21 protein-coding genes are annotated in these 24,341 nt (G+C 60.6%); 9 read left to right on the forward strand and 12 right to left on the reverse strand.

Annotated features, from left to right (window positions below):
* Window positions 1-42 precede the first annotated feature (42 nt).
* A complete protein-coding gene (locus VD17_RS15155; RefSeq protein WP_046054506.1) occupies window positions 43-483 on the forward strand; it encodes a TadE/TadG family type IV pilus assembly protein in 441 nt (146 codons plus the stop codon).
* Window positions 480-3,233, forward strand: coding sequence for a PAS domain-containing sensor histidine kinase (locus tag VD17_RS15160; RefSeq protein ID WP_046054507.1), 2,754 nt, complete (start codon window positions 480-482; stop codon window positions 3,231-3,233). The genes VD17_RS15155 and VD17_RS15160 overlap by 4 nt, the downstream gene beginning before the upstream one ends.
* On the opposite strand, the gene VD17_RS15165 is transcribed toward VD17_RS15160, so the two are convergent.
* The 5 genes from VD17_RS15165 to VD17_RS15185 all read right to left on the reverse strand — a co-directional run bounded on the left by VD17_RS15165 (window position 3,203) and on the right by VD17_RS15185 (window position 7,663).
* Window positions 3,203-5,185: a pilus assembly protein TadG-related protein gene (locus tag VD17_RS15165; RefSeq protein ID WP_046054508.1), complete on the reverse strand. Its 1,983-nt coding sequence runs from the start codon at window positions 5,183-5,185 to the stop codon at window positions 3,203-3,205. The genes VD17_RS15160 and VD17_RS15165 overlap by 31 nt on opposite strands.
* A 187-nt stretch (window positions 5,186-5,372) precedes the next feature.
* Entirely contained in the window at window positions 5,373-5,930 is a 558-nt protein-coding gene (locus tag VD17_RS15170) for a DUF4136 domain-containing protein (protein ID WP_046054509.1), read from the reverse strand.
* Between the two features lie 54 nt (window positions 5,931-5,984).
* Window positions 5,985-6,599: a DUF4136 domain-containing protein gene (locus tag VD17_RS15175; protein WP_046054510.1), complete on the reverse strand. Its 615-nt coding sequence runs from the start codon at window positions 6,597-6,599 to the stop codon at window positions 5,985-5,987.
* 12 nt (window positions 6,600-6,611) lie between these two features.
* Entirely contained in the window at window positions 6,612-7,361 is a 750-nt protein-coding gene (locus VD17_RS15180; RefSeq protein WP_046054511.1) for a methyltransferase, read from the reverse strand.
* Window positions 7,361-7,663 (reverse strand): MazG-like family protein, encoded by a 303-nt coding sequence (locus VD17_RS15185; RefSeq protein ID WP_046054512.1) that lies wholly within the window; start codon window positions 7,661-7,663, stop codon window positions 7,361-7,363. The genes VD17_RS15180 and VD17_RS15185 overlap by 1 nt, the downstream gene beginning before the upstream one ends.
* Before the next feature lie 195 nt (window positions 7,664-7,858).
* On the opposite strand from VD17_RS15185, the gene VD17_RS15190 reads away from it, so the two are divergent.
* Both VD17_RS15190 and VD17_RS15195 read left to right on the forward strand, forming a co-directional pair.
* Window positions 7,859-8,152 (forward strand): hypothetical protein, encoded by a 294-nt coding sequence (locus VD17_RS15190; protein ID WP_046054513.1) that lies wholly within the window; start codon window positions 7,859-7,861, stop codon window positions 8,150-8,152.
* A 251-nt stretch (window positions 8,153-8,403) separates the two neighbouring features.
* Window positions 8,404-9,753 (forward strand): MATE family efflux transporter, encoded by a 1,350-nt coding sequence (locus VD17_RS15195; RefSeq protein WP_046054514.1) that lies wholly within the window; start codon window positions 8,404-8,406, stop codon window positions 9,751-9,753.
* Here VD17_RS15195 and VD17_RS15200 read toward each other — a convergent pair.
* From VD17_RS15200 to VD17_RS15230, 7 genes are all read right to left on the reverse strand, one after another.
* A complete protein-coding gene (locus VD17_RS15200) occupies window positions 9,747-10,622 on the reverse strand; it encodes an alpha/beta hydrolase (protein WP_046054515.1) in 876 nt (291 codons plus the stop codon). The genes VD17_RS15195 and VD17_RS15200 overlap by 7 nt on opposite strands.
* Before the next feature lie 18 nt (window positions 10,623-10,640).
* Window positions 10,641-11,423: a DUF4123 domain-containing protein gene (locus VD17_RS15205; protein ID WP_046054516.1), complete on the reverse strand. Its 783-nt coding sequence runs from the start codon at window positions 11,421-11,423 to the stop codon at window positions 10,641-10,643.
* Window positions 11,420-12,748 (reverse strand): contractile injection system protein, VgrG/Pvc8 family, encoded by a 1,329-nt coding sequence (locus VD17_RS15210; RefSeq protein WP_046054517.1) that lies wholly within the window; start codon window positions 12,746-12,748, stop codon window positions 11,420-11,422. Before VD17_RS15210 ends, VD17_RS15205 begins: the two co-directional genes overlap by 4 nt.
* A gap of 233 nt (window positions 12,749-12,981) precedes the next feature.
* The gene (gene speA / locus VD17_RS15215) at window positions 12,982-14,895 is read right to left on the reverse strand and encodes an arginine decarboxylase (RefSeq protein ID WP_046054518.1); all 1,914 of its coding nucleotides are present in this window, start codon (window positions 14,893-14,895) and stop codon (window positions 12,982-12,984) included.
* Between the two features lie 218 nt (window positions 14,896-15,113).
* Complete coding sequence (locus tag VD17_RS15220) at window positions 15,114-15,485, reverse strand: translation initiation factor Sui1 (RefSeq protein ID WP_033059567.1); 372 nt, start codon at window positions 15,483-15,485, stop codon at window positions 15,114-15,116.
* A 270-nt stretch (window positions 15,486-15,755) separates the two neighbouring features.
* On the reverse strand, window positions 15,756-16,313 hold the full coding sequence (locus VD17_RS15225) for an NUDIX hydrolase (protein ID WP_046054519.1): 558 nt from the start codon (window positions 16,311-16,313) through the stop codon (window positions 15,756-15,758).
* A gap of 3 nt (window positions 16,314-16,316) precedes the next feature.
* On the reverse strand, window positions 16,317-17,384 hold the full coding sequence (locus tag VD17_RS15230; RefSeq protein WP_033059570.1) for a DUF2333 family protein: 1,068 nt from the start codon (window positions 17,382-17,384) through the stop codon (window positions 16,317-16,319).
* Between the two features lie 286 nt (window positions 17,385-17,670).
* Between VD17_RS15230 and gcbA the strand changes: the two genes are divergently transcribed.
* The 5 genes from gcbA (at window position 17,671) to accB (ending at window position 24,335) form a co-directional block, all read left to right on the forward strand.
* Window positions 17,671-19,341 (forward strand): diguanylate cyclase GcbA, encoded by a 1,671-nt coding sequence (gene gcbA, locus VD17_RS15235; protein ID WP_046054520.1) that lies wholly within the window; start codon window positions 17,671-17,673, stop codon window positions 19,339-19,341.
* Window positions 19,342-20,296: 955 nt separating this feature from the next.
* Entirely contained in the window at window positions 20,297-21,340 is a 1,044-nt protein-coding gene (locus VD17_RS33115) for a methyl-accepting chemotaxis protein (RefSeq protein WP_440130570.1), read from the forward strand.
* Between the two features lie 163 nt (window positions 21,341-21,503).
* Complete coding sequence (locus VD17_RS15245; RefSeq protein WP_046054522.1) at window positions 21,504-23,243, forward strand: protein-disulfide reductase DsbD; 1,740 nt, start codon at window positions 21,504-21,506, stop codon at window positions 23,241-23,243.
* 131 nt (window positions 23,244-23,374) lie between these two features.
* Window positions 23,375-23,827, forward strand: coding sequence for a type II 3-dehydroquinate dehydratase (gene aroQ, locus VD17_RS15250; RefSeq protein ID WP_033059577.1), 453 nt, complete (start codon window positions 23,375-23,377; stop codon window positions 23,825-23,827).
* Between the two features lie 46 nt (window positions 23,828-23,873).
* Window positions 23,874-24,335 carry an acetyl-CoA carboxylase biotin carboxyl carrier protein gene (accB, locus tag VD17_RS15255; protein ID WP_046054523.1) on the forward strand — a complete coding sequence of 154 codons (462 nt, stop codon included), beginning with the start codon at window positions 23,874-23,876 and terminating at the stop codon, window positions 24,333-24,335.
* Window positions 24,336-24,341: the final 6 nt, after the last annotated feature.

Consider the following 24,341-nt stretch of genomic DNA (forward strand, 5'->3'; position numbering starts at 1 on the left):
CTATGCTGATATCACGTCGTGAATGTCAGGGTAGACGCAGTCATGAAAACAGGCCTCCCCCGTAAGCAAAAAGGCGCTGTAGCGATTGAATTCGCTTTGGTGTTTCTGATCTTTTTCGCCGTGTTTTATGGAATTGTCACTTACAGCTTGCCATTGTTGCTGATGCAATCGTTCACCCAGTCGACCGCCGAAGCGGTGCGCCGAAGCGTGGCGCTGGATCCGAGCACCCCCGGATACGACACCGCAGTAAAAACCGTGGCCACGACAGAACTGAGCCGACAGCTGGCCTGGATTCCTGCCGCACTGAATTTCAATGTCGCCACCGACACCAGCGCCACCTACGTGGGCGGGGTGTTGAAGGTCAGCATCAGTTACCCCACCAGCAAACTGCAGCAGGTGATCCCGTTTCTGAACTTGCCGGGAATTGGCCAAGTGCCCAATCTGCCGGCAAACCTCAGCGCCAGTTCGAGCCTGCAATTTTGAGTTCCGCAGACAAACTTTTCGGGCGCCTGCTCAACCGCCATCCGCCTCAGCCAGTGGACACGCCAGACACCCTGAGCGTGCAAAGTGTCGGTTTGCAGATGCATCTGGATGCCGAAGGTCGAGTGATTCACCTGACCGGCCCGCTGCGGCATGTGCTGGCCCAGCAGACGCCCGCTGCGCACGCACCGCATCTGCTCGATTTCCTCATGCCCCACAGCGGCCTCGCCGTTGAAGGCTCGCCCACCGACTGGCAGGGACAGAGTCTGGACCTGGACTTTTACAGCCTCAACGGACAACCCCTGCACCTGCGTGGCTGGGTCCAGCCATTGGCCGATGCGTGGCTGTTGCAGTTGCTGGACATCGGCGACTTGTTGCTCGATCGCCGGCAATCACGCAACCGCGAGCAATGCCAATTACTCGCAGCGCAGATCGGCGAACAGTTGCGTCGGTGCAACCTGACGCGCCTGCCCGAGGTGTTAGCGGAACAACTGCAAGGCCTGGCCCAGCGTTTCCACATGCCATGCATTGCGGTGGCGTTACTCGATGAACAGGAAGAAGGCTGGCAGATCCACCAGCAATACACGGCGTTCGATGCGCCCCACCTGTGGCAAAACGCTCAGCGCCTGGGCACGGGGCTCGAAAGCCTGAACAGCTCTGCGCCGCAATGCCTGACACCCGCTGAACATCCCCGTTTGCAAGGCATCTTCGGTAATGCCGAAGGGTTCGCGGTGCCCTATCACGATGCTCAGGGTGTGGCGGCCTGGTTGCTGTGTGGCCTTTATCCGGTGCAGCAACAGGCACCTGACCTGAAAGATCGCGATTGGTTACAACTGACCGCCGCGCTGGCAGGCCCGTTGCTTGAGCGCTTGCGCGAGCACCGGCACCATCTGCAGCTGGAACGGCTGGAGTCGCTGCAAGCCTTGCTCGGCACCGGATGGTGGGAGGTGTTCAGCGACAGTCGCGAGGTGCAATTGGCGCCGTCATTGGCCAGCAACCTGAACCTTGCGGTCGATCGTTTGCCGCTACACGAGTGGCTTGATCGGGTGCACCCCGCCGACCGGGAAGAGCTGAGCAGTCGTCTGCAAGCCTTGCAAGACGACGGCACCCCGCTGCTGCTTTGCGTGCGTCTGGCACAAACGCCAAACTGGTATCGCCTGCAGGGCCAGGTTCTGGGCCTCGGTAAAAACCGGCGGTTGTTGGGTTTCATGCTCGACATCAGCGACATCAAAAACCAGGAGCAAAACGCCGCGGCGGCCCATGCCCGACTGGACAATCTGATCGCCAGTTCACCGGCGGTGATCTATGTGCAGCGCTATGTCGAAGGTGCGCTGCAACCGACGTTTTTCAGTGACAGCCTACTGCCGCTGCTCGGCTGGACACTGGCTGATTGCGCGACGGGAAACCTGGTTGAAAGGGTGCACCCGGATGACCGTGATCGGTACTTCGAACGTACCCGACATTTGCTGCGTGAAGGTTCGGTGCGCACCCGCTATCGGCTGCGCGACAGTCGCGGCGAATACCACTGGCTACTCGATGAAGCCAAGCTACTGCGCGACGACCTTGGCTTGCCGGTGGAGGCCGTCGGCCTGTGGCTGGACGTCACCGAAGCAACCCTGGCCGCCGAACAGGTAAAGCAGAGTGAAGAACGCTACCGGATCCTGGTGGAAGACTCTCCGGCGATGATCTGCCGCTACCGCCCGGACCTGACCCTGACCTTTGGCAACCGCCCGCTGGCGACTTACCTGGAGTGTCAGCCCGAACAACTGCCCGGGGTGAATCTGGGCAGCTGGATGTCGCAGGAACAGCGCGAAGCGTTTCTCCAGCGGCTCAGCCGACTCAGCCCGGAGTTCCCGGTCAGCACCGCGGAAATCAATCTGCAACTGCCTGGACGCGAACATGCCTGGTGGGTGTGGTCGGATCGCGGGGTGTTCGATGAAGACGGCCATTTGCTGGAGATTCAGGCCGTGGGGCGCGACAACACCGAGGTGCGCCGCGCCCAGCAGCAGCTCACCCAAAGTGCAAAAATGGCCACCCTCGGTGAAATGGCCACAGGGCTGGCCCATGAAATCAATCAGCCGTTGAATGTGATGCGCATGGCCATCGTCAACGTGCTCAAGCGTCTGAGCAACGGCGATGCACAGATCGACTACCTGACCGACAAGCTCAACCGCATCGATGCACAGGTCCAGCGCGCCGCGCGGGTGGTGGATCACATGCGGGTGTTTGGCCGCCGCTCGGAGATCGAGCAGCATCCGTTTAATCCGGCGCAAGCCATCGAAGGCACGCTGTCGCTGCTGGCCGAAGGGATGCGCGGCAAAGGGGTCGAACTGCGGGTCAACGAGACCGGGTTTGAAGTGCAAGTGCGCGGTTACGTCGATCAGCTCGAACAGGTATTGATCAACTTGATGGTCAACGCTCGGGATGCATTGCTCGGCAAACGCGAGGCCGACCGCGAGTTCAAACCGTGGATCTCGGTGTACGCCGAACGTGATGCGCATTCGGTGCGGCTGTGGGTCGAGGACAACGGTGGCGGTATCGATCCGCGGTTGCTGGAGCGGATTTTCGAGCCGTTCTTTACCACCAAACCCGTGGGTGTCGGCACCGGGCTCGGGTTGTCGGTGAGTTACGGCATCGTCGAGAACATGGGCGGAAAACTGAGCGTCAGAAACTCGGTCGAGGGCGCACGGTTTTGTATCGAACTGCCGATTGCCGTCGACGATCAGATCACCAATGTCGCTCGTCCTGAGTGACAACTGAGGTTGGCGCCGACATCGACCTTGTTCAGATCGATCCCCAGGCTGAGCAGCAGTGTGTTGATCAAGGTGTCGAGTAACGGGCTGAGCACGCTGTTGATCGCGTTGACCAGCAATGTGGTGACACTGCTGAGGATGGCCCCCAGACCACCGACCAGACTGCCCGTCGGGCCGTACATGTTGACCTTGATGTTGGTCGCCGTGTCGGTAAGGCTGCTGACGATATTGCTGGTGGACCAGGAATAGTAGAACGGTGGCTGGTTGATCTCCGGCAGGCTGGTGGCCGGCGGTGCGGAATAGACGTGCGGCAGGTTGGCGCTCTGTGCCACGGTGGTGTCGGCCATGATATCGATCCCGCCGCCGACGCCTGGAATTCGCGGGTCACAACTGACGGGCAAGATCAGGAACCGGCGGCAGGTCTTCACCCCGATATCGATCACCTTCAACGGCTGTACCACCACGGCGGGCGGCGTGGTGTTGTTGCCGAAAGCCGTGTTCGGATCGATCTTGCCGATTTTCAGCTTCACCAGTGAAGTGCTGGTATTGGTGGTCAGGGATTTGTTGGTGGCGCTGACGCAGCTGTAGGCGGTGACGTAACTGTTGGCGCTCGCGACGTCCAGTGCGACATCGAGCCTTACGGTATTGGAAAGCGGCACGATCGAGGGTGTTTCGCAGGCCGCGCCAAGCGCGCAGGTCAGTGAGTCAATGACACCGACCAGATTGAGATGCAGCAAGGCGTTCAAGGTATTGGTCAACGGTCCGGCAAGATCCGCCGCTGCCTCGAGCAAGGGTTGTATCGCACTCAGAATGGGCAAGTCGATCGACAGCAATGTACGCACCTGAGCGGTTTTCACATAGATCCGGTTGGGCCCCAAAGGCGCGAGCGCGGCGCTTTTCGGATTGCCGATGGCCGAGAGCTGTGGCGGCTCCAGTATCTGCACCCGAGCAGTAATTTGCGCGAGCCCCGCGAGGTTGATCGGCAGGGTCGCCACCAGGCCGTTTTTCTTGTTGGCCAGTTGCACGACGGCTTCGATCAGGTCGAACACTTTCAGGGTGGTCCCCAGCGCCGTCACGGTGCTGCCAGCCTCGACGTGCAGCACGTTGCCGAGTACGACGGTGGTTGCGCCTGCCGCGACCTTCAGCGCTTGAAGACTCGCAATGGTGGCGGTCGCACCGAGAGTGCCGCCGGGGTCCAGTACATTGACGGCGGTCTGAATCAGCTGGCTGACGGCAATCGTATTGCCCAATACCTGGTCATACCCGGCAGCGCTGAGGTTAAGGTCGACTTTCAATCGATCGAGGTAGCCGAGCAGGCTGATGTTGGTGTTCACCAGTCCGTTCCAGCCCGCCGCATTGATGTTCAGGTTGCCTCCGAGCAAACCACCGAACAGCGCGTTGAGCGTGGCCGATTTGCTGGTGTCGACGCTCAACGTCGTGCTGCGCAGGGTCAGCGAAGCCTGCGGTGGTGGTAATGCGGCGACAGCGCTGGCCGTCAGGTTGATGGTTGCCGCGCGTGGAGCGCCACCGAACAGGGCGCCGACACCGCCGGCGAAACTCTGCGGGACCGAATGGCTGGCGATCACCCGAATGGCTTCGCTCTTGCTCGGGTCGGCGCCAAATACTCGAAGGTTATTGGCATCCAGGGTCAAGGCGCCGCAAGCGACCAGCAGATTGCGATTGGGGTCAGGAAGGGTGAAGCCATTACGGTTTGCGCTGGCGGTGGCATAAACGGTAGCGGTGTTGCCAGCGGCGCAATCACCGCCTCGGGTGGAGGCTTCAAGTGCGGCCATGTCCGCTACGCGCTGCAGGTCACGTTTTTCCAGGTACAAACGACCGCTGTCGACCACGACCAGCAAGAACATCAGGGCCATGCCCAATGTCAGCGCCGCCATCAAACCGATCGCACCCCGTTGCCGGGACGGGCTGCGAAACTGCAAACGGGGAGACATCACGCACTCCTTTGCCGGTACGCAGCCGAGGGCTACCTCCTTGGGTGAACAGCAGTGTAGTTGGCGCTTTTGCGGGCTGCTCGCAGATCACAAGCAAAAGATCGCAGCCTCCGGCAGCTCCTACAATTGGATTGATGTACCCCTGTAGGAGCTGCCGGAGGCTGCGATCTTTTGATCTTCCAGCTGTTTATTTGGGTGGGTAGTTGGCGAGAATTCGCCCCACCGTTTCACGTATCGCCGTGCTGCGATCCGACGGGTTCGGTGTGCGGCTGAGTATCTGCTCGTCACTGCCGCGCCACACCAGTTTGCCGTCCTTGCCATCAAGCAGGTCGATCTGGATGATCGCCACTTTGTAGCTGACGTTACGGGTTTCGTTGTACATCGGCCCACCCCAGTAGCCGTTCCATGGATTACCCCACGCGCCGCCGTAGTTGGTGGTTACTTGTTGCTGGCGTTGTTCGACGATCAGATAGGTCTGCACGCTCAAATCGCCCTTTTTGCCATCCGCTGCCGGACGCAGGCCACGCTGATCCAGCTGATCGGTCACCGATTGGCGGATGCGTTGTTCAGTCAGGTCGCTCTTGATCCGTGGGTCATCGGGACGATATTGCAGGGCGGGTTCTTTCCAGCTCCAGCTGCGATAGGCGGCGAAGTCGCGGCTGGCATCGAAGTCATGATTGACCTGGCTGCCGGCGCAGGCAGTGAGCAGCACGGCCACAGTCAGTAAAGCGAGACGGCGGAACATGATATTTCTCCGGTTGAAGACATGAACCTGCGTAATGCTTCTTAACTACAGAAGCTAACTAGGAGGATACGCCGACATCGCCTTTTCTACAGCCTCCCGTATCGCATCGACACGCTCGCTCTGGCTGCCGCGATTGCTGGTTTCGGCGCTGGCACTCCAGACCGGTTCACCGCTCTGAGCGTCAAACAAATCAACCCGCACCACCACGACCTGTTCCTGATAAGTGCGAACGATCGGCACGGTGTTGTACATGCCGTAACCGCTGCCGTAGCGGTTGTAACCGCCATAACCGCCACCGTAATAACCATAGTCGTCCTGAACCTGACGCAGGCGGGTTTCCAGGTGCAGGTCGGCGCTGACAAACAGGTCGGCCGGACGGCTATCGTGCAGCGGGCGCAAGCCACGTTGATCAAGCGCATTGCTGACGGCTTCGGCGACCTGCGCCGAATCCGCCCAGGTGGTGCCCGGCGGCAACTGCCCGTTGAGCCAGGCCCAGCTGCGGTAACGCCCATAGTCGCGCGGCGCGACCGGATAGGCGCTGCGATCAAAGGTGTTGGCCGCCTGAGGCGGCGCGGGTGGCAAGGGGTTGGATGACGCCACATAAGGGTTGCTGCCCTGACAGGCCGCCAACCCGAGACAGATCGCCAATAACCCCGAACGACTGTTCATTTCGCGCTCCGATCAGACCGGCCGACAGATCCAGTGCAAGTAGCGCCCAAGCCCGGCAAAGCTTGGGTGACGACGGTGGGCCAGTTCCATTTCCAGCAAATCCACCAGTTCGGCGCGGGCCTGGAATTCCACCGGCATGTAGTCGTGAAAAACTCGCACCCCGCTCTGAGTTTCGACCTGCCACAGGCCTTCAAGTTGCGCCGCCAGTTCGCGCGGATCAAGCGGCTGCTGCGGGGTCAGGCTCTGTTTCTCGCCGGCCATGTCGTTCTTGCGCATCTTGCGGAAATGGCCTTTGAGCAGGTTGCGATAGATCAACGCATCGCGGTTGTAGAAGGCCAGGGACAACCAGCCATCCGGTTTGGTCAATTGATGCAGCACCGGCAGGATCGCGTGAGGTTCGGCCAGCCATTCCAGCACCGCGTGGCACAGTACCAGGTCGTAGGGCTCGGTGAGTTGGCCGAGCAGATCCTGCCACGGCGCCTGAATGAACGTCGCTGTTTGCCCGGCATCGGCAAAGCGTTGGCGGGCGCCTTCGAGCATCGGCTCGGCGGGCTCGGCCAGCGTGACCTCATGACCACGCTGGGCCAGCCACAACGACATGTGGCCCAAGCCGGCGCCGATGTCCAGTACGCGCAACGGCCGGTCCGGCAGGGTTTCAGCCAGGTCGGACTGAAGCACTGCCAGACGGATCGCGCCTTTGGCACCGCCGTAGATTTTTTCGGCGAAACGGGTGGCCAGTTGATCGAAATGACGGTCGCTCATCAGCTGAACCTCCGTTCGCTGTCCGCGAGTTTGCTGCGCACCACTTCATTCATGTCCAACCCCAACTCGCTGCACAGCAGCAGTAAATAGAGCACGATGTCACCGATTTCCTGCCCGGCATGGGCGAGCTTGTCCGCCGGCAACTGGCGCGACTGGTCTTCGGTCAGCCACTGGAAAATCTCCACCAGCTCGGACACTTCCACGCTCGCGGCCATGGCCAGGTTTTTAGGGCTGTGAAATTGCCGCCAGTCATTGCGGTCACGGATGGCGTGCAGGCGTTCGGTCAGTTCAACAAGGTTCATCGGGCTCTCCTGAAGGCGTATAGCTTCGGGGGGATGACGGGGGAAGGCAAGCGTCTCGGTGAGGCGCGGATCTTTGCACCATAATCAAAAGATCGCAGCCTGCGGCAGCTCCTACGGGAACTCGGCACCCTGCTCGATAGCCCAAGGCTCAAGTCCGGCAACCCTGCCACCACTTTCATCAAGGACGCTCACGACATGCAGGTAGAAAGTTTTTTCGAATGGCTCGGCCAGGCACTCGGTTCGGTTATCCGTTTCATCGTTGACGGCCTCAGCGGCTTGTTCAATCTGCTGAGCCACGCCGGCAGCAACTTTGTCGAAGGGCTGTCCCGTGCGCTGGGCATGGACGCGTCGATCATCAGCATCGTTGCGCTGATTTTGGGGTTGATGCTGTTGTGGTCGGCGATTCGGGCGTTCATGAATGCGTCGATCATCATGGGGATTATCTGGTTGCTGCTGGGGTTGTGGTTGTTGAGCTGGATAATCCATTGATCGGCAATCCCCCCTCACCCTAACCCTCTCCCCGAGGGGCGAGGGGACTGACCGGGTTGTTCTCTCGAGCTACATCGACCTGAAACTTCGCGTCGAACTCAGGTTTTGAAAAGCCTGGAGATCAGCTCCCTTTCCCCCTCTCCCCCATGGGGCGGTCCGACGTTTCGGGAGGGTTGGGGTGAGGGGTCGATTTCCGAATCGCCGCACATCCCCAATCAACCGCTACAATGCCGCTCCCCCAAGGAGCCTGCATGTCCAACCTGATCGCCGACTGGCGCGACCGCCCTACCCATCGTCGAGTCTGGGCGCTCGCCGCGCCGATGATTCTCTCGAACATTTCCGTACCGCTGGTGGCGCTGGTCGACAGTACCGTCATCGGCCACTTGCCCCATGCCCATCAGTTGGGCGCCGTCGCGGTCGGGGCCAGCCTGTATACCTTTCTCGCCTGGGCCATGGGTTTTCTGCGCATGGGCACCACCGGGTTCGCCGCACAGGCCGCCGGGCGTGGGGACGGCGCGGCATTGCGGCAGATTTTGTTGCAGGGTCTGTTGTTGGCCATGGGCCTGGCCATTGTCCTGGGAGCACTGGGTGTGCCGTTGAGCGGGGTCGCGCTGCACTTTATGCAGCCGTCGGCGGAGCTGGATCAGTTGACCCGCGAGTTTTTCCACACTCGCCTGTTCGGCCTGCCGGCAGCGCTAGCCAGTTATGCGTTGGTCGGCTGGTTCCTCGGCACTCAGAACGCCCGGGCGCCGCTGGCGATTCTGCTGAGCACCAACCTGGTAAACATCGCGCTGAACCTGTGGTTCGTTCTCGGGCTGGAGTGGGGTGTGGTCGGCGCGGCACGAGCGTCGGTGATCGCCGAATGGACCGGCGCGCTGATCGGCCTGCTAATGACCCGCAATGCCCTGCGCGCCTATCCCGGTCACATCGCCTGGGCCGCGCTGGCGCTGTGGCAGAGCTGGCGGCCGCTATTGGCGGTCAACCGCGACATTTTCATCCGCAGCCTGGCGCTGCAATCGGTGTTTTTCCTGATCACCGTGCAAGGCGCGCGACTGGGTGATGCCACTGTCGCCGCCAACGCGCTGCTGCTCAATGGTTTGCTGCTGACCGCCCATGCGCTGGACGGCCTGGCTCACGCCGTGGAAGCCCTGTGTGGGCATGCCATCGGCGCTCGTGATCGAGAGGCCCTGCGCCGCTCACTGGTGGTGGCTTGCGGTTGGTCGTTGCTGGCGAGCCTGGGTTTTGCCGTGCTGTTCCTGTTCGCCGGCCATCTGTTTATCGAGATGCAGACCAACATTCAGAGCGTGCGCGACACGGCGTTCATTTACCTGCCCTACCTCGCCGCGCTGCCGCTGATCGCGGTCGGAAGTTACCTGCTCGACGGGCTGTTTATCGGCGCCACCCGCGCCCGGGAAATGCGCAACGGCATGCTGCTGACGGTGGTGTTGTTACTGCCGTTCGCTTGGGCGCTGCAAGGTTTGGGCAACCATGGACTGTGGATAACCTTTCTATTGTTCATGTTGCTGCGCAGCCTGACCCTCGGCGCGTTTGCCTGGTATTTGCACAAAAACGACGGCTGGTTCGCCGGCAAAGCTCACTGAGTCGGCGTGGCATTGACGAAGGCCGTGACCACATCCAGCACCGGAGCCAAACCGCGCATCGGCCGGGACAGCGTCGCCACCAGCGTGGCGTGGCTGGTGCGCGAGAAATACAGGTCCTGCACCGGCACGCCCGCCTCGCGCAGTTTGCGCGCCAGACCACCAGTGTTGCGCGCCGGGTTGACCAGCTCATCGTCGCTCGCCGCGATCAACAAGGCTGGCGGCGCACCACGACTGACATGATTGATCGGCTGCGACCGGGGTGGTGAGTCCGGCCAGAAAAACACCGGACGCACCTGCGGATTCTTGATCGGCAGAAAATCATAAGGCCCCGCCAGACCGATCCAGCCGCTGAGGTTATGCGGCGACAAACCCACCGCCCCCAGTAATCCGGGGTCCAGCGCCAGCATCGCAACGTTGTAGGCCCCGGAACTGTGGCCCATCAGGTACAACCGCTGAGGGTTCCCGGAATATTGACGAATGTGTTCATGGGTCCAGGCCACGGCCCGGGCGCCATCTTCAAGGAACAGCGGATAACGCACCTGCGGATACAACCGATAGTCCGCCAGCACCGCAATAATTCCCCGGGACGCCAAGGCCTCGCCGACAAAAGCGTAATCGCTGCGTGAACCGCTGTTCCAGCTGCCGCCGTAGAAAAACACCACTACCGGGGCGTTTTTCATGGGAGGGCGCGGTACATACACATCGAGTTTTTGCCGCGGATCAGGGCCATAGGCAATGCCCTCGGTCTTGTCGAAGGTTGCGTCGGGGGTCAGCGCATTGAGCAACTTCAGCGGCGAGCACGCCGTCATCACGGCCAGCATTACGCCGCCGATTATCAGGCTGAACAACCGCCGCGTGGTGCTCGCCATCAATGTTGAACCTCGTGTTCAGGGTTGATCGTTCTGCCACAGGTTGCGCAGGCTATCGAGACGCTCCTGCTGGGTGAGTCCCGGCAACGCGTGCCCAGGCAAAGCGCCGGGGTACTGCAAGCGTAGCCATAACCAGTCATCGAGTACTGGGCGCTCGGTAAAATCCAGCGCCAATCCTTCCTGCACGTGGGACCACAGCGTGTTGTAGTCAGTCCCGGTGGATCGACTCCAGAGCCAGGCATGCTGCTCCAGCAGGCAGGTCTGCAGTTTTTCCTGCTGATGAGGACTGAGGTTTTCTTCAACCGCCAAAGGGCTGACGGCAAGCCCCGGATTGACCAACTGCTGCCAGCCCTGACTGCCGATCGCTCGGTCGGCCCACGTCCCGCCGAACCAGCGCAAATGGCTGATAGGACCCAGCCAGCGACTCAGTTCCTGCGCATCGCAGGCATCGAACAAATAACTGGCCGTTTGTGGGTTGTAGTAACTCAACAAGGCTCGGTGATGCAGACCGAACGTGACCGTGAGCATGCGGCGCAAATGCTCCAGCAACAGAGCCGACGGCACGTCGCTGGCCATCAGCAAACCGCGCCAGAGGGGCACTTCGCTGTCACATAACCCGACCAGCTCAGGGCATGTCCGAAGGTCGATCAGGGCCGGGCCGTGTTCACGCAACGCATGCCACTCAGTGCCTTCGAACAACCAGAACCACCGGGCATGCGCAAACTGCTGTTGCAGCATCGCCCCCGCCTGTGGCGCACCCGGCACATCCAGCAATAGCCATTGCGGGGTCACGGCGATCATGCCGCACCGCTCTGGCCAAACTGCATCGCCGCCCTGCAGGTGCAGAGGGGCTGTGTGCAATGGCTGAAACTGCCGCCACCGGGCAGCAGACAGAGCAACATCAATGGTTCGCTCGCTTGCAGAAACTCCAGCAAGCCCTCGACGTCGTCTGTCGCTGATGTGCGCGTAGGGCCGACCTCCTCAACGCCTTCAACGGACGAAGGGGTGTGAAGAAATCCGGTAATCAGCGGCTGATCCGGATCCCCCTCGATAAAGCTCACCACCACCTCGTCCCCTTCACTCAACCGTGTGACTGCCGCGTCGCCCAGCTCAGCGGCCAACGGCAGCCAACAGTGGCTGGGCGCCGCACCCTCGCCCTGATAAAGCCAGTCAAATTGCACCGCCACCGGCCTGGACGGATCGGGGCGTGACTCATCAATGTCGACCACCCAGGCCCGTTGGAGGCTGTGCATCCTGGGTTGCGTTGCGCAATGAGGCGATACAAAAGGCATCTGCCAGTGAGTCGCGCGGATCTGGTTGCTGTAGGACGCCGTTGAATCCTGCCGGCCCTGATGCTCGACGTGAGTCAGCAGCCAGAGATGATTCCAGTCGGCAATCGGATGGCCGGACAGCGGCATCAACTGACCGCTGCGCAGCGCCGTCAGGTCCGTGCGACCTTCGGCAATCGGCACGGCTCGTTGCCCGGCGCACCCCAGAAGCTTGAACTGACGCACGGCCGATTGCTCACTCTCTACCTGGAAGACCGCGCGCTCACCGAATCGAAAGTGCCTTTGACCATCACCGAAAACCACGCAATGCCCGCGCTCGCCGTGTTCGAAATGGTAGTGAAGCCGTTCCTGGGCACACAGACGCTGGATAAATTGCAGGTCTGATTCCCGGTACTGCGTGCAGAATTCACGGGCCGGGTAATCGCCACTCAGCTCAAAGCGCCGACTCTTGCCGGCAATACCGTGCTCCTTGAGCACCTGACTGAGGATTTGCGGCACCGAGCGCGCGCTGAAAATACGCTGGCTAAAGCGCAGGGAAAGGCACGCCAGCTTCGGCCCCAGACGTACGCGGCAGAGCCTGACAGCCGAGTCATGATCACGTTGGACGAGTTCATGCAATTGTCCGTGAAAGCCGTTTCCCGCAGGCCCGACATGCAGAAAGGCCGGACGGTACAGCAGGCTTGCAAGGTCGAGTGTCGGGTCATCGATCAGCACATCCACGTCGAACACAAAAGGCTCGCTGATGGCTTCACTACCGGTAAACGCCAAGACCTCAAAGGGCTCGGGCAGACCCTCTACATCCAGACGAAATGACGGCTCGTTGACTGGATCGAACATCGGCGATTCTCTACAGGAGGGGCGGTCGGGGATTCTCTCCGAGAGAGTTGGCCGAGTAGAGTGCCGAAGTACAACTTAGGAAATGACCTACGCGAAAAGAAGACCACATCGCTTGGATGGCCAAGAATGTAAGTCATTTCGCTTGAAATCAGAGAGGCATCCCACCAAGTCATCTGAAATTTCCGCTACGTGCGGAACATTTTCAGACAACCTGATGAGAGCGGTGCCTTACCTCAAGAAGACAGGTAAGAGGAACGGGTCAGCCCCAGACGCAGTGCGTCGAGGAACTGGGTACGCTCGGCGGCGGTGATGCGGGCACTGGCGCATTTGTCGCGGTAGTGGGTCATCAACTCTTCCGGCGACAAGTGCACGTAACGCAGCATGTCTTCGATGGTGTCGTGGGTTTCGATACCGGCGTGGTACACGCTGCCGTCAGCATTCTGGTAGATGTTCACCGAGTCGGTGTCACCGAACAGGTTGTGCATGTCGCCGAGGATTTCCTGGTAGGCACCGACCAGGAAGATACCCAGCAGGTAGTCTTCACCGTCGTTCAAGCTGTGAACCGGCAGGCTGGTTTCGATGCTCTGCTCGTCGACGTATTGCTTGATCTTGCCGTCGGAGTCGCAGGTCAGGTCTTGCAGCACGGCACGGCGCAGCGGCTCTTCGTCGAGACGGTGCAGCGGCAGGATCGGCAGGACCTGGCCGATGGCCCAGGTGTCCGGCAGGCTCTGGAATACCGAGAAGTTGCAGATGTACTTGTCGGCCAGCTTGTCGTTGAGTTCGTCGAGCACCTGACGGTGCGAACGCTGACGAGCCTTCAACGAGTTGTGCAGACGACGGCACACCGCGAAGTAGCATTGCTCGGCCAGCGCTTTCTCGGCCAGGGTCAACTTGCCGTCGGCGTACTGGGTCGCGATGTCGCTCATGTAGTGCGTGGCGCGCCAGTAGGTTTCGGTGACCATTTCGATATCGGTCGGGCCCAGCAGGTCAACCAGCCACTGCACGGTTTCCGGCAGTTCTTCCTTGTTGTCGATCTGCGGCACGTCGTCGTTGTGCTTCTCGACGTCGGTCACTTGCACCACCAGCATCGCGTGGTGAGCGGTCAGGGAACGGCCGCTTTCGGAGAAGATGTTCGGGTGCGGCAGGTTCTGCGCGTCGCAGAATTCCTTGAGCATCCCGACCACGACACCGGCGTAATCGTCCATGTCGTAGTTGATCGAGCTGGCGTTACGCGAGTGCGTACCGTCGTAGTCCACGCCCAAACCACCACCGACGTCGATGTGATCCACCGGCAGGCCGAGGTTGCGCAGTTCGCCATAGTAGCGAATCGCTTCCTTGAAGCCGTGCTGGTAATCCGCCAGGTTGGCGATCTGCGAGCCCATGTGGAAGTGCAACAGGCGAATGCCCTGGTCCAGGCCCGCCGCGCGGAAACGCTCGACCACCGACAGCAATTGCGCCGCCGACAGACCGAACTTGGATTTCTCGCCACCGGTGTCTGCCCACTTGGACGACGCCAGGGACGACAGACGCACGCGCAGACCGACCTGAGGCTTGACCTTCAGCGAGGCGGCTTCTTCGATCACCAGTTCAACTTCGGATTCTTTCTCGATCACGATGAACACGTTGTGGCCGAGCTTCTGGCCCATCAGCGCCAGACGAATGAATTCGCGATCCTTGTAGCCGTTGCAGACGATGGTGCCGCCCTTCGGCGCCAGGGCCAGCACGGCCAGCAGCTCAGGCTTGGAGCCGGCTTCAAGACCGATGGACACGTCTTGGGTGGCAATGATGTTCTCGATCACCGCTTCTTGCTGGTTCACCTTGATCGGGTACAGCGCGGTGTACTTGCTCTGGTATTCCAGGCGCTCGATGTTGGCGTCGAAGGCGCCGGTCAGCTGGCGCACGCGGTCTTGCAGAATGTCAGGGAAACGCACCAGCAACGGCAAGGACAGGCCGCTTTTACGCAGCTGGTCGACTTGCTCGAACAGGTCGATAGGCGAACTGGTCGGACCGTTCGGACGAACTTCGACGCGACCGGCGTCATTGATCGCGAAGTACCCGGCCCCCCAATGGCGAATCCCGTAAACACTGCGGCTGTCCGCAACTGTCCATTGGCTGCCATCGTCTTTGCGTGTGCGTCGTACGGACATTGAAGTCCCCTATAAAGAAGTCATAGAGCGTCGCCTGGGTTCAGGCCGGCGCAGTCTAAAGAATGAAAATGACGGTTCGTCAACGAGGGGATAGACCTCGCTGACCGCAGTGAGTTTAGAAACCGGTCAGAACAGGCTCTGTGAAAACCATGTAGGCGACGCCAAACCTGAATCGGATCAGGGCTGGATCAAGCCGAGGGTGGTTTTCACAGAGGCTGCTAGCCGCCGGACTTCTTCGCTTTGAAACCGTGTTTGATCAGCTCGGCCAAGAGTAGCTCGACATGATCGCCCTGGATTTCAATGATTCCGTCTTTCAACGCACCACCGGTCCCGCAACGTTTCTTCAACGTGGTCGCCAGGTCCTTGAGCGCGTCTTCGGCCAACGGCACGCCGGTGATGGTGGTCACCGTCTTGCCGCCACGCCCCTTGCTTTCGCGACGCACACGAGCGATGCCGTCGCCGGCCGGGATAACGGTCTGTTTGCAGATGCAGGCATCCACCGGTTTACTGCAATCCGGGCAATGACGACCTGCGTCGGTGGAAAATACCAAGCCACCAAGGGCGGCGAAGGATGCGGCTTTTTTGGCCACCGGCAATCCTCTTGGGAGGACAAAGACTGGTCGCAGCACTTGGGCAGGCTATCGACCGCGAAGCCCCACTCAGGCAGGGGCAGCGCTACTGAAAACGTACAACACTGTGTATGCGTGTAGGAGCTGTCGAGTGCAACGAGGCTGCGATCTTTTGATTTTGATTCAACGGTAAAATCAAAAGATCGCAGCCTCGTTGCACTCGACAGCTCCTACAAGGTCGCGCAGTGTAACGGCAAAAAGCCGACTTGCTAAGAGCCAATCGGCGCCAATTTATACCTCTTTTGCGACGTCATTCCCCCGAGAACCAAGATACCGCTTCAATGCGGCCAGAGAGTCCGGGCAATAAGGCTTTTGCTGGATTTCCAGCAGGACTTGATCAACGGGGATGAAGCGCGCCTCAAGGACTTCTTCGGGTTGCAGGATCAAAGGACCGTCCCACACCGCCGAAAACGCCGAACACCAGAGCCGATTGCCGGTGTCTTCGAAGAAAAAGTGATCATGGGCGGTCAGTTCCACACCGCTCACGCCCAGCTCTTCTTCCAGTTCGCGGGCGGCGGATTCGGCGTAGGTTTCGGTCGCTAGCACCATCCCCCCCGCCGCCACATCCCAGAAACCTGGATAAATGGCTTTGCTCAGCGTGCGTCGATGCACGCAGAGTTCACCGGCGGAATTGAACAGCATGATGTAAGTGCCGCGCCCGATCAGCCCGCGCTCACGCAGGTCGGAGCGGACCAGGGCGCCGAGCAGGTTGTCCTGCTCGTCAACCCAGGCGATCTGTTCGGCATCCGAGGCCGCGCGGTGCGCGACCTCTCTGGCGCTATCGACCATGACTTAACCCTGATTGAGCAATTGACGCAAATCGATCACTGCGGCGTTGGCCCGGGAGATGTAGTTGGCCATGACCAGAGAGTGGTTGGCCAGCACCCCGAAGCCGCTGCCATTAAGGATCATAGGACTCCAGACCGGCTCCTGCGAAGCTTCCAGTTCACGAATGATCTGACGCACGCTGACCGTGGCGTTCTTCTTGGCCAGCACATCGGCGAAGTCGACTTCGATGGCGCGCAGCAGATGGGACAGGGCCCAGGCCTGACCGCGAGCTTCGTAGAACACGTTGTCGATCTGCATCCACGGCGTCTCGACGATTTCTTCGTCGACCTGCGGCACCTGACCCGGGGCCAGGACTTCGGTTTTCAGCGCAGTGTTGAGCTTGACCCGGCCTACGCTGGCCGACAGCCGTTGCGACAGCGAACCCAGACGGGTACCGACATCGCCCAGCCAATTGTTCAGGTTGTCGGCGCGGGCATAGAACAGCGCGCTTTTCTGACTCGGATCGGACAGGCGCGCCTGATAACGGCTCAGGGAGTTGATGCCTTCCTGATATTCGGACTCACTGGAAGGCAGCACCCAGCTCTTGTTGTCGAAGTTGAAACGCGGCTCGGCCTTGGCCAGGTCGGCGTCTTCGGTGGACTGCGACTGCGAACGGGCGAAGTCTTTACGCATGGCACGGCTCAGGTCGCGGACCTGGACCAGCACGCCATATTCCCAGCTCGGCGTGTTATCCATCCACAGGCCCGGCGGGAAACGGTCGTTGGAAATATAGCCACCCGGCTTGGTCAGCAAAGTACCGGCGACGGTCTTGAGGGTTTCGACCGTGGTGTAGCCGATGACCATTTGCTTGCCTTCTTTCTCGGCGGCCATCTGGGCGTTCTGCTGAACCGGGAACAGCGCAGGTTCCTGGCTCCAGTACCAGCCCAGCGCAATAGCCACCAGCAAGTAAAGGCCAATCAGAGTGGCCAGCGCCCGGCTGAACAACAGACCACCGAAGTAACTCCGGGTGGCCGATTTCGGTTCAGCGGCACGTTCAGGCGCGCTGCCCGCGCGGTTCTTCCAGTCCAGCATGGCGATATCCTTTCAATCACTTGAGTTCATCGGTTCGACCACAACCCTATCTCATCGTGCCTCGTTTGCCGCGCATTAAATCCTGCGCAAACACTACCCGCACAATGACCATGATCGACGGCCACTATAAATGAAGCACAACCTGGATCCTATGCGACCAGTCGGTCAGGAACTGAATAAGGTCGCTTTGCAGTTAATTGACATACGACACTCATGCGATGGAAAAGAGGTGCTAGCATAGAGCCACCAGTCGATCTCAGCATGCACCCTAACTAGTAGTCAGGATATGACCGAGCCAGAAGACCCCAGCCGTGAGCGCCTCAAGCACCACTTTGCCCAGCGGGTAATTCATCAGGCACGTCAAATTCTTGAGATATGGCAGCGCCTGCAACGCAATGAGTGGTCCACCACCGACTTATCGGAACTGAGCGAGGCCAACCTGCGCCTGCTGCGTTTCGCCGAACGCTTCGAACAACCTGAACACACGCAGCTGGCACGCCACATCGGTCAGTCGCTGGAGGCTGTCGACGCCAATCGCGGACGCCTGAGCAGCGGACTGATCACCGAACTCAATCGTTTGATGCAGCGTCTGTCGCGCACCGGCCTGCGCCACGGCGACCAGTTCGAACAAACCTTCCTGCCGCCGCTGCGCAAGCCGATCTACGTGATGTTGCAGGATTACGACCGCGCCGAGCGTCTGGCCAAGCAGCTGGAGTTTTTCGGGCTCAGCGCGCAAGCCCTCGACAGTGTTGCGGCGTTCCGCTCTTCGATGGTCGAGCGCTTGCCCGCGGCAATCGTCATGGACGTGGACTTCGGTGGTACCGGCATCGGCCTGAAACTGGCCGCCGAAGCCCAGGAAGGCCTCGATCATCAATTGCCGCTGTTGTTCTTCAGCCTGCACGAAACCGATACCCCGACCCGTCTCGCCGCCGTGCGTGCCGGTGGCCAGGAATTCCTGACCGGCACCCTCGAAGCCTCGAGCCTGCTGGAGAAAATCGAAGTCCTGACCTGCGTCGCCCAGTACGAACCTTATAAAGTGCTGATCATCGACGACTCCCGCGCCCAGGCCTTGCACACCGAGCGCCTGCTCAATAGTGCCGGGATCGTCACGCGGACCTTGATCGAGCCGATCCTGGCCATGGCCGAGCTCGCGGATTTCCAGCCAGACCTGATCATCCTCGACATGTACATGCCGGCCTGCACCGGAACTGAACTGGCCAAAGTGATTCGCCACAACGACCGTTACGTCAGCGTGCCAATCATTTACCTGTCGGCCGAAGACGATCTGGACAAACAGCTCGACGCCATGAGCGAGGGCGGCGACGACTTCCTGACCAAACCGATCAAGCCCCGGCACCTGATCACCACCGTGCGCAACCGCGCGGCGCGGGCACGCAATCTGAAAGCGCGGATGGTCCGCGACAGCCTCACCGGGCTGTACAACCACACGCACATTCTGCAATTGCTCGAAGACTGCAGCTTCCGCGCCCGTCGCGAGAACAAGCCGCTGAGCTTTGCGATGCTCGACATCGACCACTTCAAACGGGTCAACGACAGCCACGGCCACCCCATGGGCGATCGGGTGATCAAGAGCCTGGCGCTGTTTCTCAAGCAACGCTTGCGCAAGACCGATTTCATCGGCCGTTACGGCGGCGAAGAGTTCGCAATTGTCATGCCGGACACCGATCTCGAATCGGCCCATAAAGTGCTCGACGAAATCCGTCGACGCTTTGCCGAGATTCACTACCCGGCTCAACCGCAGGACCTCTGGTGCACGTTCAGCGCCGGGGTGGTGGAATTGTGTGAAAACTCCGACAGCCTGATGATGGCCAGCCAGGCAGACGAAGCGCTGTACCGCGCGAAGAACGCCGGACGCAACCGCGTGCAGGCCGCGCGAACAGCAAAGCAAAGTGCCACCTTTTCATCGGAATCGACCCATTCGGTCATAACCCTGTAACACAAACGCAATAAATTCAGGCGCTTACCATTCTGCCGCTGGTAGACCCGCGATGCGCCTGAAGCTGCTGACCAATCTCAACACCCTCCTTTTAGTCGCCGTGTGCGTGGCCCTTGGCGCCACGCTGTGGTGGTCGCAAAAGGCCCTGGAGCGCCCCTATCTATTGATGGAGCGTTACCTGGGCCTGTCCCAGCAATTTCAGAATGAAGTTGCGCGCAACATCGACGACTACCTCGCCAGCGGCGATGCCCTGCGCCTGAGCAGCGCCAGCCAAGCCATCGACAGCCTGCAAAAGGAACTCGGTGAGTTGCCGCCAGCGTTGGCCGACACCTTGCGCCCGAGCCTGTCGAACCTCGAAGAATTCAGCAAAACCGACCTGCTGGCCGCCGGCAAACTCGCGGGTGATCCGCAAGCGCTGCTGCTGCAAGCCGAACGCGAGCTCGGTGCCAGCCTCGATCAGCTCAGCCAGTACGCCAGCACTAACGCGGCGTATCTGACGCCGTTGCTCGCCGCCTCCCAGCACTTGGGCAAGTTGTCTCTGGCCCGGGACAAACTGGTCAGCAGCGGCCGCAGCGAATTGGCCGCCGACGTCGAGCGTGAAGTCAGCAACATCCGCACTCAGGCTGAGTTGCTGGGCGCCTTGCCGCTGCTCGGTGTAGCCAGCAGCAGCGAATCCGGCACCGATGATTTCGCCGCGATGATGGGCTTGGAGAATACCGAAAAAGCCGTTGCCGAAGATGCGGGCGTTGGCCTCAAGCGCGAACTCAACAGCCTGCTGACGCGCTACCCGGCCGAACTTTCCCGTACTCGTGACCAGATCCAGAAACGCACCGACCTCAGCGCCGCCACTCACCAGAAAATCGCCGCCGTGCAGCAGGCCATTGCCGGACTGGAGCCGGTGGTTCGCGCCCAGCACGGGCAGATCCAGGGCGAAGTGCGACTGATGCAAGGCGTGATGATCGGCCTGATTCTGCTGATTGCGTTGTTGATCGACACCTTGCAACGGAAACTGGCCCGGACGCTGACCAACCTCGCCCCGGCCCTTTCGACCTGGGCCGAGGGCGACTTCAGTCGGGACATTGAACTGGGCGCGACCAATCGCGAACTGCATGACATTCAAGCTTCGCTCAATCGCTTGCGCGCCTATCTGGTCGACCTGGTCGGGACCATTCGCCTCAACGCCGAGCAGGTCGCCGGTAGCAGCCGAACCCTGGCCGAGTTGAGCAATGACCTGCACAGCGGTGCCGAACATCAGGCCGGCGACACGGCGTTGATCCGTGATTCTCTCGGCGAGCTGGAAGCGACCATTCAACAGGTTGCCGGCGATGCCAGCCAAGCGGCCGACGCCAGCCGCCATGCCGGGCTGGCGGTGGAGCACGGCCAGAAAGTCATCGGCTTGAGCCTCACCGGGCTGCACGCGTTGGTCGGTGAAGTGCAAGGCAACGCGCAAATGATCGAACACCTGGCCGAAGAGTCGGCAACCATCGGAGGCGTGCTGATAGTCATCCGCTCGATTGCCGACCAGACCAACCTGCTGGCCCTGAACGCCGCCATCGAAGCCGCTCGTGCCGGGGAAATGGGTCGAGGGTTTGCGGTGGTGGCCGAAGAAGTTCGCTCACTGGCACAACGCACCGCCGGCGCCACAGCAGAGATCCAGACACTGATCGCCGGCTTGCAAACCGCGGCGCGACAATCGGTGGAAGGCATGCGCGCCCAGGTCGAACACGCCGAAGCCACTGCCAATCAGGCCCAGGCCGCCGACGGTGCGCTGGATAAAATCGTCGGCGCGATCCAGACCATTTCCGACACCGCCGTGCGTATCGCCGATGTCACCGCCCAGCAGAGCGGCGCCGTCAGCGAGATCCGCGATCACAGTGAACGGATTCACCAATTGGGTGGGGATAACTTGCTGCGCATTGGCGAGGGGCGCGTGCAGGGGGAGAATTTGTTGGTGCTGGGTGGACGGTTGCATACAGCCGTCCAAGCCTTCCGCGTCTGATAGATCGCCATCGCGAGCAAGCTCGCTCCCACAATGGAATGCGTACCCCTGTGGGAGCGAGCTTGCTCGCGATGGCGCCAGAACAATCACCGCAAAACTCCCCACCCTGCACACCCCGCGACTGTCCGCTATCATGCCCTCACTTTCGATACGCGAGATTGTCATGCGCCGTTTGCTCTGCCTGTTGTTTTTAGTGCTCGCCCTGCCGGCCACCGCTGCCGGGTTGCTGGACAGTCGGCCCAGTTCGACGTTGGGCTCGATCAACAACAGCGCCGACTTTCTGCCGGTACGTGAAGCCTTTCAACTGAGCCTGGTAGAAAGCACGCCGCAATCGATCAAGCTGCGTTTCGTCGCCACAGAGGGTTACTACCTCTACCGGCACCGCTTTCAATTTCGCGCCGATCCGCAGGACGTTAGCCTGGGCGCCGCACAACTGCCCAAGGGCGAACAGAAACACGACGAGTATTTTGGCGATGTCGAGGTCTACCACGGGGTTCTCGATGTAGAGCTGCCGCGCACCGATCAACGCGCCTTCACCCTGGTGGTTACATATCAGGGTTGCGCCGACAAAGGCTTGTGCTATCCGCCCGAGACCGAGCGCCTGAGTATTGAGGGCAGCACAGGTGCGCCCCCGGCCTGGAGCTGGCGCGAATTGGCGCTGTTCTTCCTCGCGGGCCTGGGTCTGACGTTCACACCGTGCGTGTTGCCGATGCTGCCGATCCTGTCCGGCGTGGTGTTGCGCGGACAGGTGGGTGGTTTGCGCGGCTTCAATCTGTCCCTCGCTTATGTGCTGCCAATGGCCGTCTGCTTCGCCCTGCTCGGCGCGTTGATGGGGATGTTCGGCGCACAACTCAATCTTCAGGCGCGGCTGCAATCGGCGTGGGTGCTGGTGCCGTTCGCGATGTTTTTTGCGCTGTTTGCCTTGGCGATGTTTGGCGTCTTCGAACTCAAACTGCCTCACGCCATCAGCAGTCGGCTGGATCGGATCGCCGGTCGCACCGAGGGTGGTTCGTTGTGGGGCGCCGCTGTGCTGGGTGTGGTTTCCAGCCTGCTGGTTTCGCCCTGCGTCTCGGCACCGCTGGCCGGCGCGCTGCTGTACATCAGCGCCAGTGGCGATGCATTGGGCGGTGGTCTGAAATTGTTCATGCTCGGCCTTGGCATGGGCGCTCCGCTGTTGCTGGTCGCCACCGGTGGCGCCGCCTGGTTGCCGAAAAGCGGACCCTGGCTGATCTATGTGAAAAACGCGATTGGCGTTTTGTTGCTGGGGCTGGCGATCGGTCTGCTCAGTCGAGTACTGCCGGGCCAGATCACATTGCTGCTGATCGGCTTACTGGCCGGTGGCGTCGGGTTGTTCATGGGGGCGCTGGAGTTCGTCTACAAACCGCCGAGAAAACGCCTGGGCCAGTTGCTGGGAATGTTCCTGCTGTTTTATGCGCTGGCGTGTTGGTATGGAGCGTTCAGCGGCCAGACCGACCCGCTCAATCCGATTGGCCAGCCGCGCACGGTTACCGGCAACGAGCAACCGCAAAACACCAGCGCCTGGCAAACTGTCAGCACCCCGGCTGACCTGGACCGCGTCCTCGCCGAAGCCAAATCATCGGGCACCCCGCTGCTGCTCGACTGGTACGCCGACTGGTGCATCAGCTGCAAAGTCATCGAACGCAAGGTGCTCAACGACGCCAAGGTCGTCGAACACCTCAAAGGCTATCGCCTGATCCGCTTCGACATCACCGCCAGCAACGCCGAGCAACGCGCCTTGCTCGACCGCTACAAACTGTTTGGCCCGCCAGCGCTGATGTTTTTCGGCAAGGACGGCGTCGAACACACCGATGTGCGGGTGATCGGCGAGATCAACGCCACCGACTTCGCCGAACGTGTTGCGAAAGCAAATGACCGGATTTAATAACCCGGTCACATATTTCGCGCAAACATCGGCCATCGTGCTGGCTATTGCATAGAACTGGACAGTCACAAAGGCTTTGCGGCATAGTCGCCGGGTTCTGACAATTGCACACAGATAACAAGGAACAGCAGATGGCGACGCTACTGGTTCTGCACGGACCCAACCTGAACATGCTCGGCACCCGTGAACCGGGCACCTACGGCGCTACGACACTGGCGCAGATCAACCAGGACCTGGAACGCCGTGCCCGAGAAGCCGGCCACCATTTGCTGCACCTGCAAAGCAACGCCGAGTACGAATTGATCGACCGCATCCACGCTGCCCGCAGCGAAGGTGTGGACTTCATTCTGATCAACCCAGCAGCTTTTACGCACACAAGTGTCGCATTACGTGACGCGCTGCTGGCGGTGAGCATCCCATTCATCGAAGTGCATTTGTCTAACGTGCACAAACGCGAACCTTTCCGCCATCACTCTTACTTCTCCGACGTAGCGGTGGGAGTGATCTGCGGCCTTGGCGCCAGCGGTTATCGACTGGCCCTGGAGGCTGCCCTAGAACAGCTTGAAAGACCGGCAACAGCTTGAACAACAAGCGTAACGCCCCTGACCGACCCTTGGGAGTTGATGATTCATGGATATCCGTAAAGTTAAGAAACTGATCGAACTGCTGGAAGAGTCCGGCATCGACGAACTCGAGATCAAGGAAGGCGAAGAGTCCGTACGCATCAGCCGTCACAGCAAGACCCCGGCTCAGCAGTACTACGCACCGGCTCCAATGCATGCTCCGGCGCCTGCGCCTGTTGCTGCTGCCCCGGTTGCTGCCGCCGCACCTGCTGCTCCGGCCGCGCCAGTTCTGAACGGTAACGTTGCCCGTTCGCCTATGGTCGGCACCTTCTATCGCAAATCTTCGCCATCCTCGCCGTCCTTCGTTGAAGTCGGTCAGACCGTGAAGAAAGGCGACACCCTGTGCATCGTCGAAGCCATGAAGATGATGAACCACATCGAAGCTGAAACCAGCGGTGTGATCGAATCTATCCTCGTCGAAGACGGCCAGCCGGTTGAGTACGACCAACCGCTGTTCACCATCGTTTGAACCGCG

It is taken from the genome of Pseudomonas fluorescens (assembly GCF_000968015.1).
Taxonomy (GTDB): domain Bacteria; phylum Pseudomonadota; class Gammaproteobacteria; order Pseudomonadales; family Pseudomonadaceae; genus Aquipseudomonas; species Aquipseudomonas fluorescens_W.

What these genes read in the sequence shown, in the direction of transcription:
- gcbA (WP_046054520.1), top strand. Translation starts at nt 17,671, where the DNA reads ATGACCGAGCCAGAAGACCCCAGCCGTGAGCGCCTCAAGCACCACTTT.
- VD17_RS15155 (WP_046054506.1), top strand. Translation starts at nt 43, where the DNA reads ATGAAAACAGGCCTCCCCCGTAAGCAAAAAGGCGCTGTAGCGATTGAA.
- VD17_RS15245 (WP_046054522.1), top strand. Translation starts at nt 21,504, where the DNA reads ATGCGCCGTTTGCTCTGCCTGTTGTTTTTAGTGCTCGCCCTGCCGGCC.
- VD17_RS15205 (WP_046054516.1), bottom strand. Translation starts at nt 11,423, where the DNA reads ATGATCGCCGTGACCCCGCAATGGCTATTGCTGGATGTGCCGGGTGCG.
- VD17_RS15180 (WP_046054511.1), bottom strand. Translation starts at nt 7,361, where the DNA reads ATGAGCGACCGTCATTTCGATCAACTGGCCACCCGTTTCGCCGAAAAA.
- VD17_RS15200 (WP_046054515.1), bottom strand. Translation starts at nt 10,622, where the DNA reads ATGGCGAGCACCACGCGGCGGTTGTTCAGCCTGATAATCGGCGGCGTA.
- VD17_RS15195 (WP_046054514.1), top strand. Translation starts at nt 8,404, where the DNA reads ATGTCCAACCTGATCGCCGACTGGCGCGACCGCCCTACCCATCGTCGA.
- VD17_RS15210 (WP_046054517.1), bottom strand. Translation starts at nt 12,748, where the DNA reads ATGTTCGATCCAGTCAACGAGCCGTCATTTCGTCTGGATGTAGAGGGT.
- speA (WP_046054518.1), bottom strand. Translation starts at nt 14,895, where the DNA reads ATGTCCGTACGACGCACACGCAAAGACGATGGCAGCCAATGGACAGTT.
- VD17_RS33115 (WP_440130570.1), top strand. Translation starts at nt 20,297, where the DNA reads ATGATCGGCCTGATTCTGCTGATTGCGTTGTTGATCGACACCTTGCAA.
- VD17_RS15230 (WP_033059570.1), bottom strand. Translation starts at nt 17,384, where the DNA reads ATGCTGGACTGGAAGAACCGCGCGGGCAGCGCGCCTGAACGTGCCGCT.
- VD17_RS15225 (WP_046054519.1), bottom strand. Translation starts at nt 16,313, where the DNA reads ATGGTCGATAGCGCCAGAGAGGTCGCGCACCGCGCGGCCTCGGATGCC.
- VD17_RS15170 (WP_046054509.1), bottom strand. Translation starts at nt 5,930, where the DNA reads ATGTTCCGCCGTCTCGCTTTACTGACTGTGGCCGTGCTGCTCACTGCC.
- aroQ (WP_033059577.1), top strand. Translation starts at nt 23,375, where the DNA reads ATGGCGACGCTACTGGTTCTGCACGGACCCAACCTGAACATGCTCGGC.
- VD17_RS15165 (WP_046054508.1), bottom strand. Translation starts at nt 5,185, where the DNA reads ATGTCTCCCCGTTTGCAGTTTCGCAGCCCGTCCCGGCAACGGGGTGCG.
- accB (WP_046054523.1), top strand. Translation starts at nt 23,874, where the DNA reads ATGGATATCCGTAAAGTTAAGAAACTGATCGAACTGCTGGAAGAGTCC.
- VD17_RS15185 (WP_046054512.1), bottom strand. Translation starts at nt 7,663, where the DNA reads ATGAACCTTGTTGAACTGACCGAACGCCTGCACGCCATCCGTGACCGC.
- VD17_RS15175 (WP_046054510.1), bottom strand. Translation starts at nt 6,599, where the DNA reads ATGAACAGTCGTTCGGGGTTATTGGCGATCTGTCTCGGGTTGGCGGCC.
- VD17_RS15190 (WP_046054513.1), top strand. Translation starts at nt 7,859, where the DNA reads ATGCAGGTAGAAAGTTTTTTCGAATGGCTCGGCCAGGCACTCGGTTCG.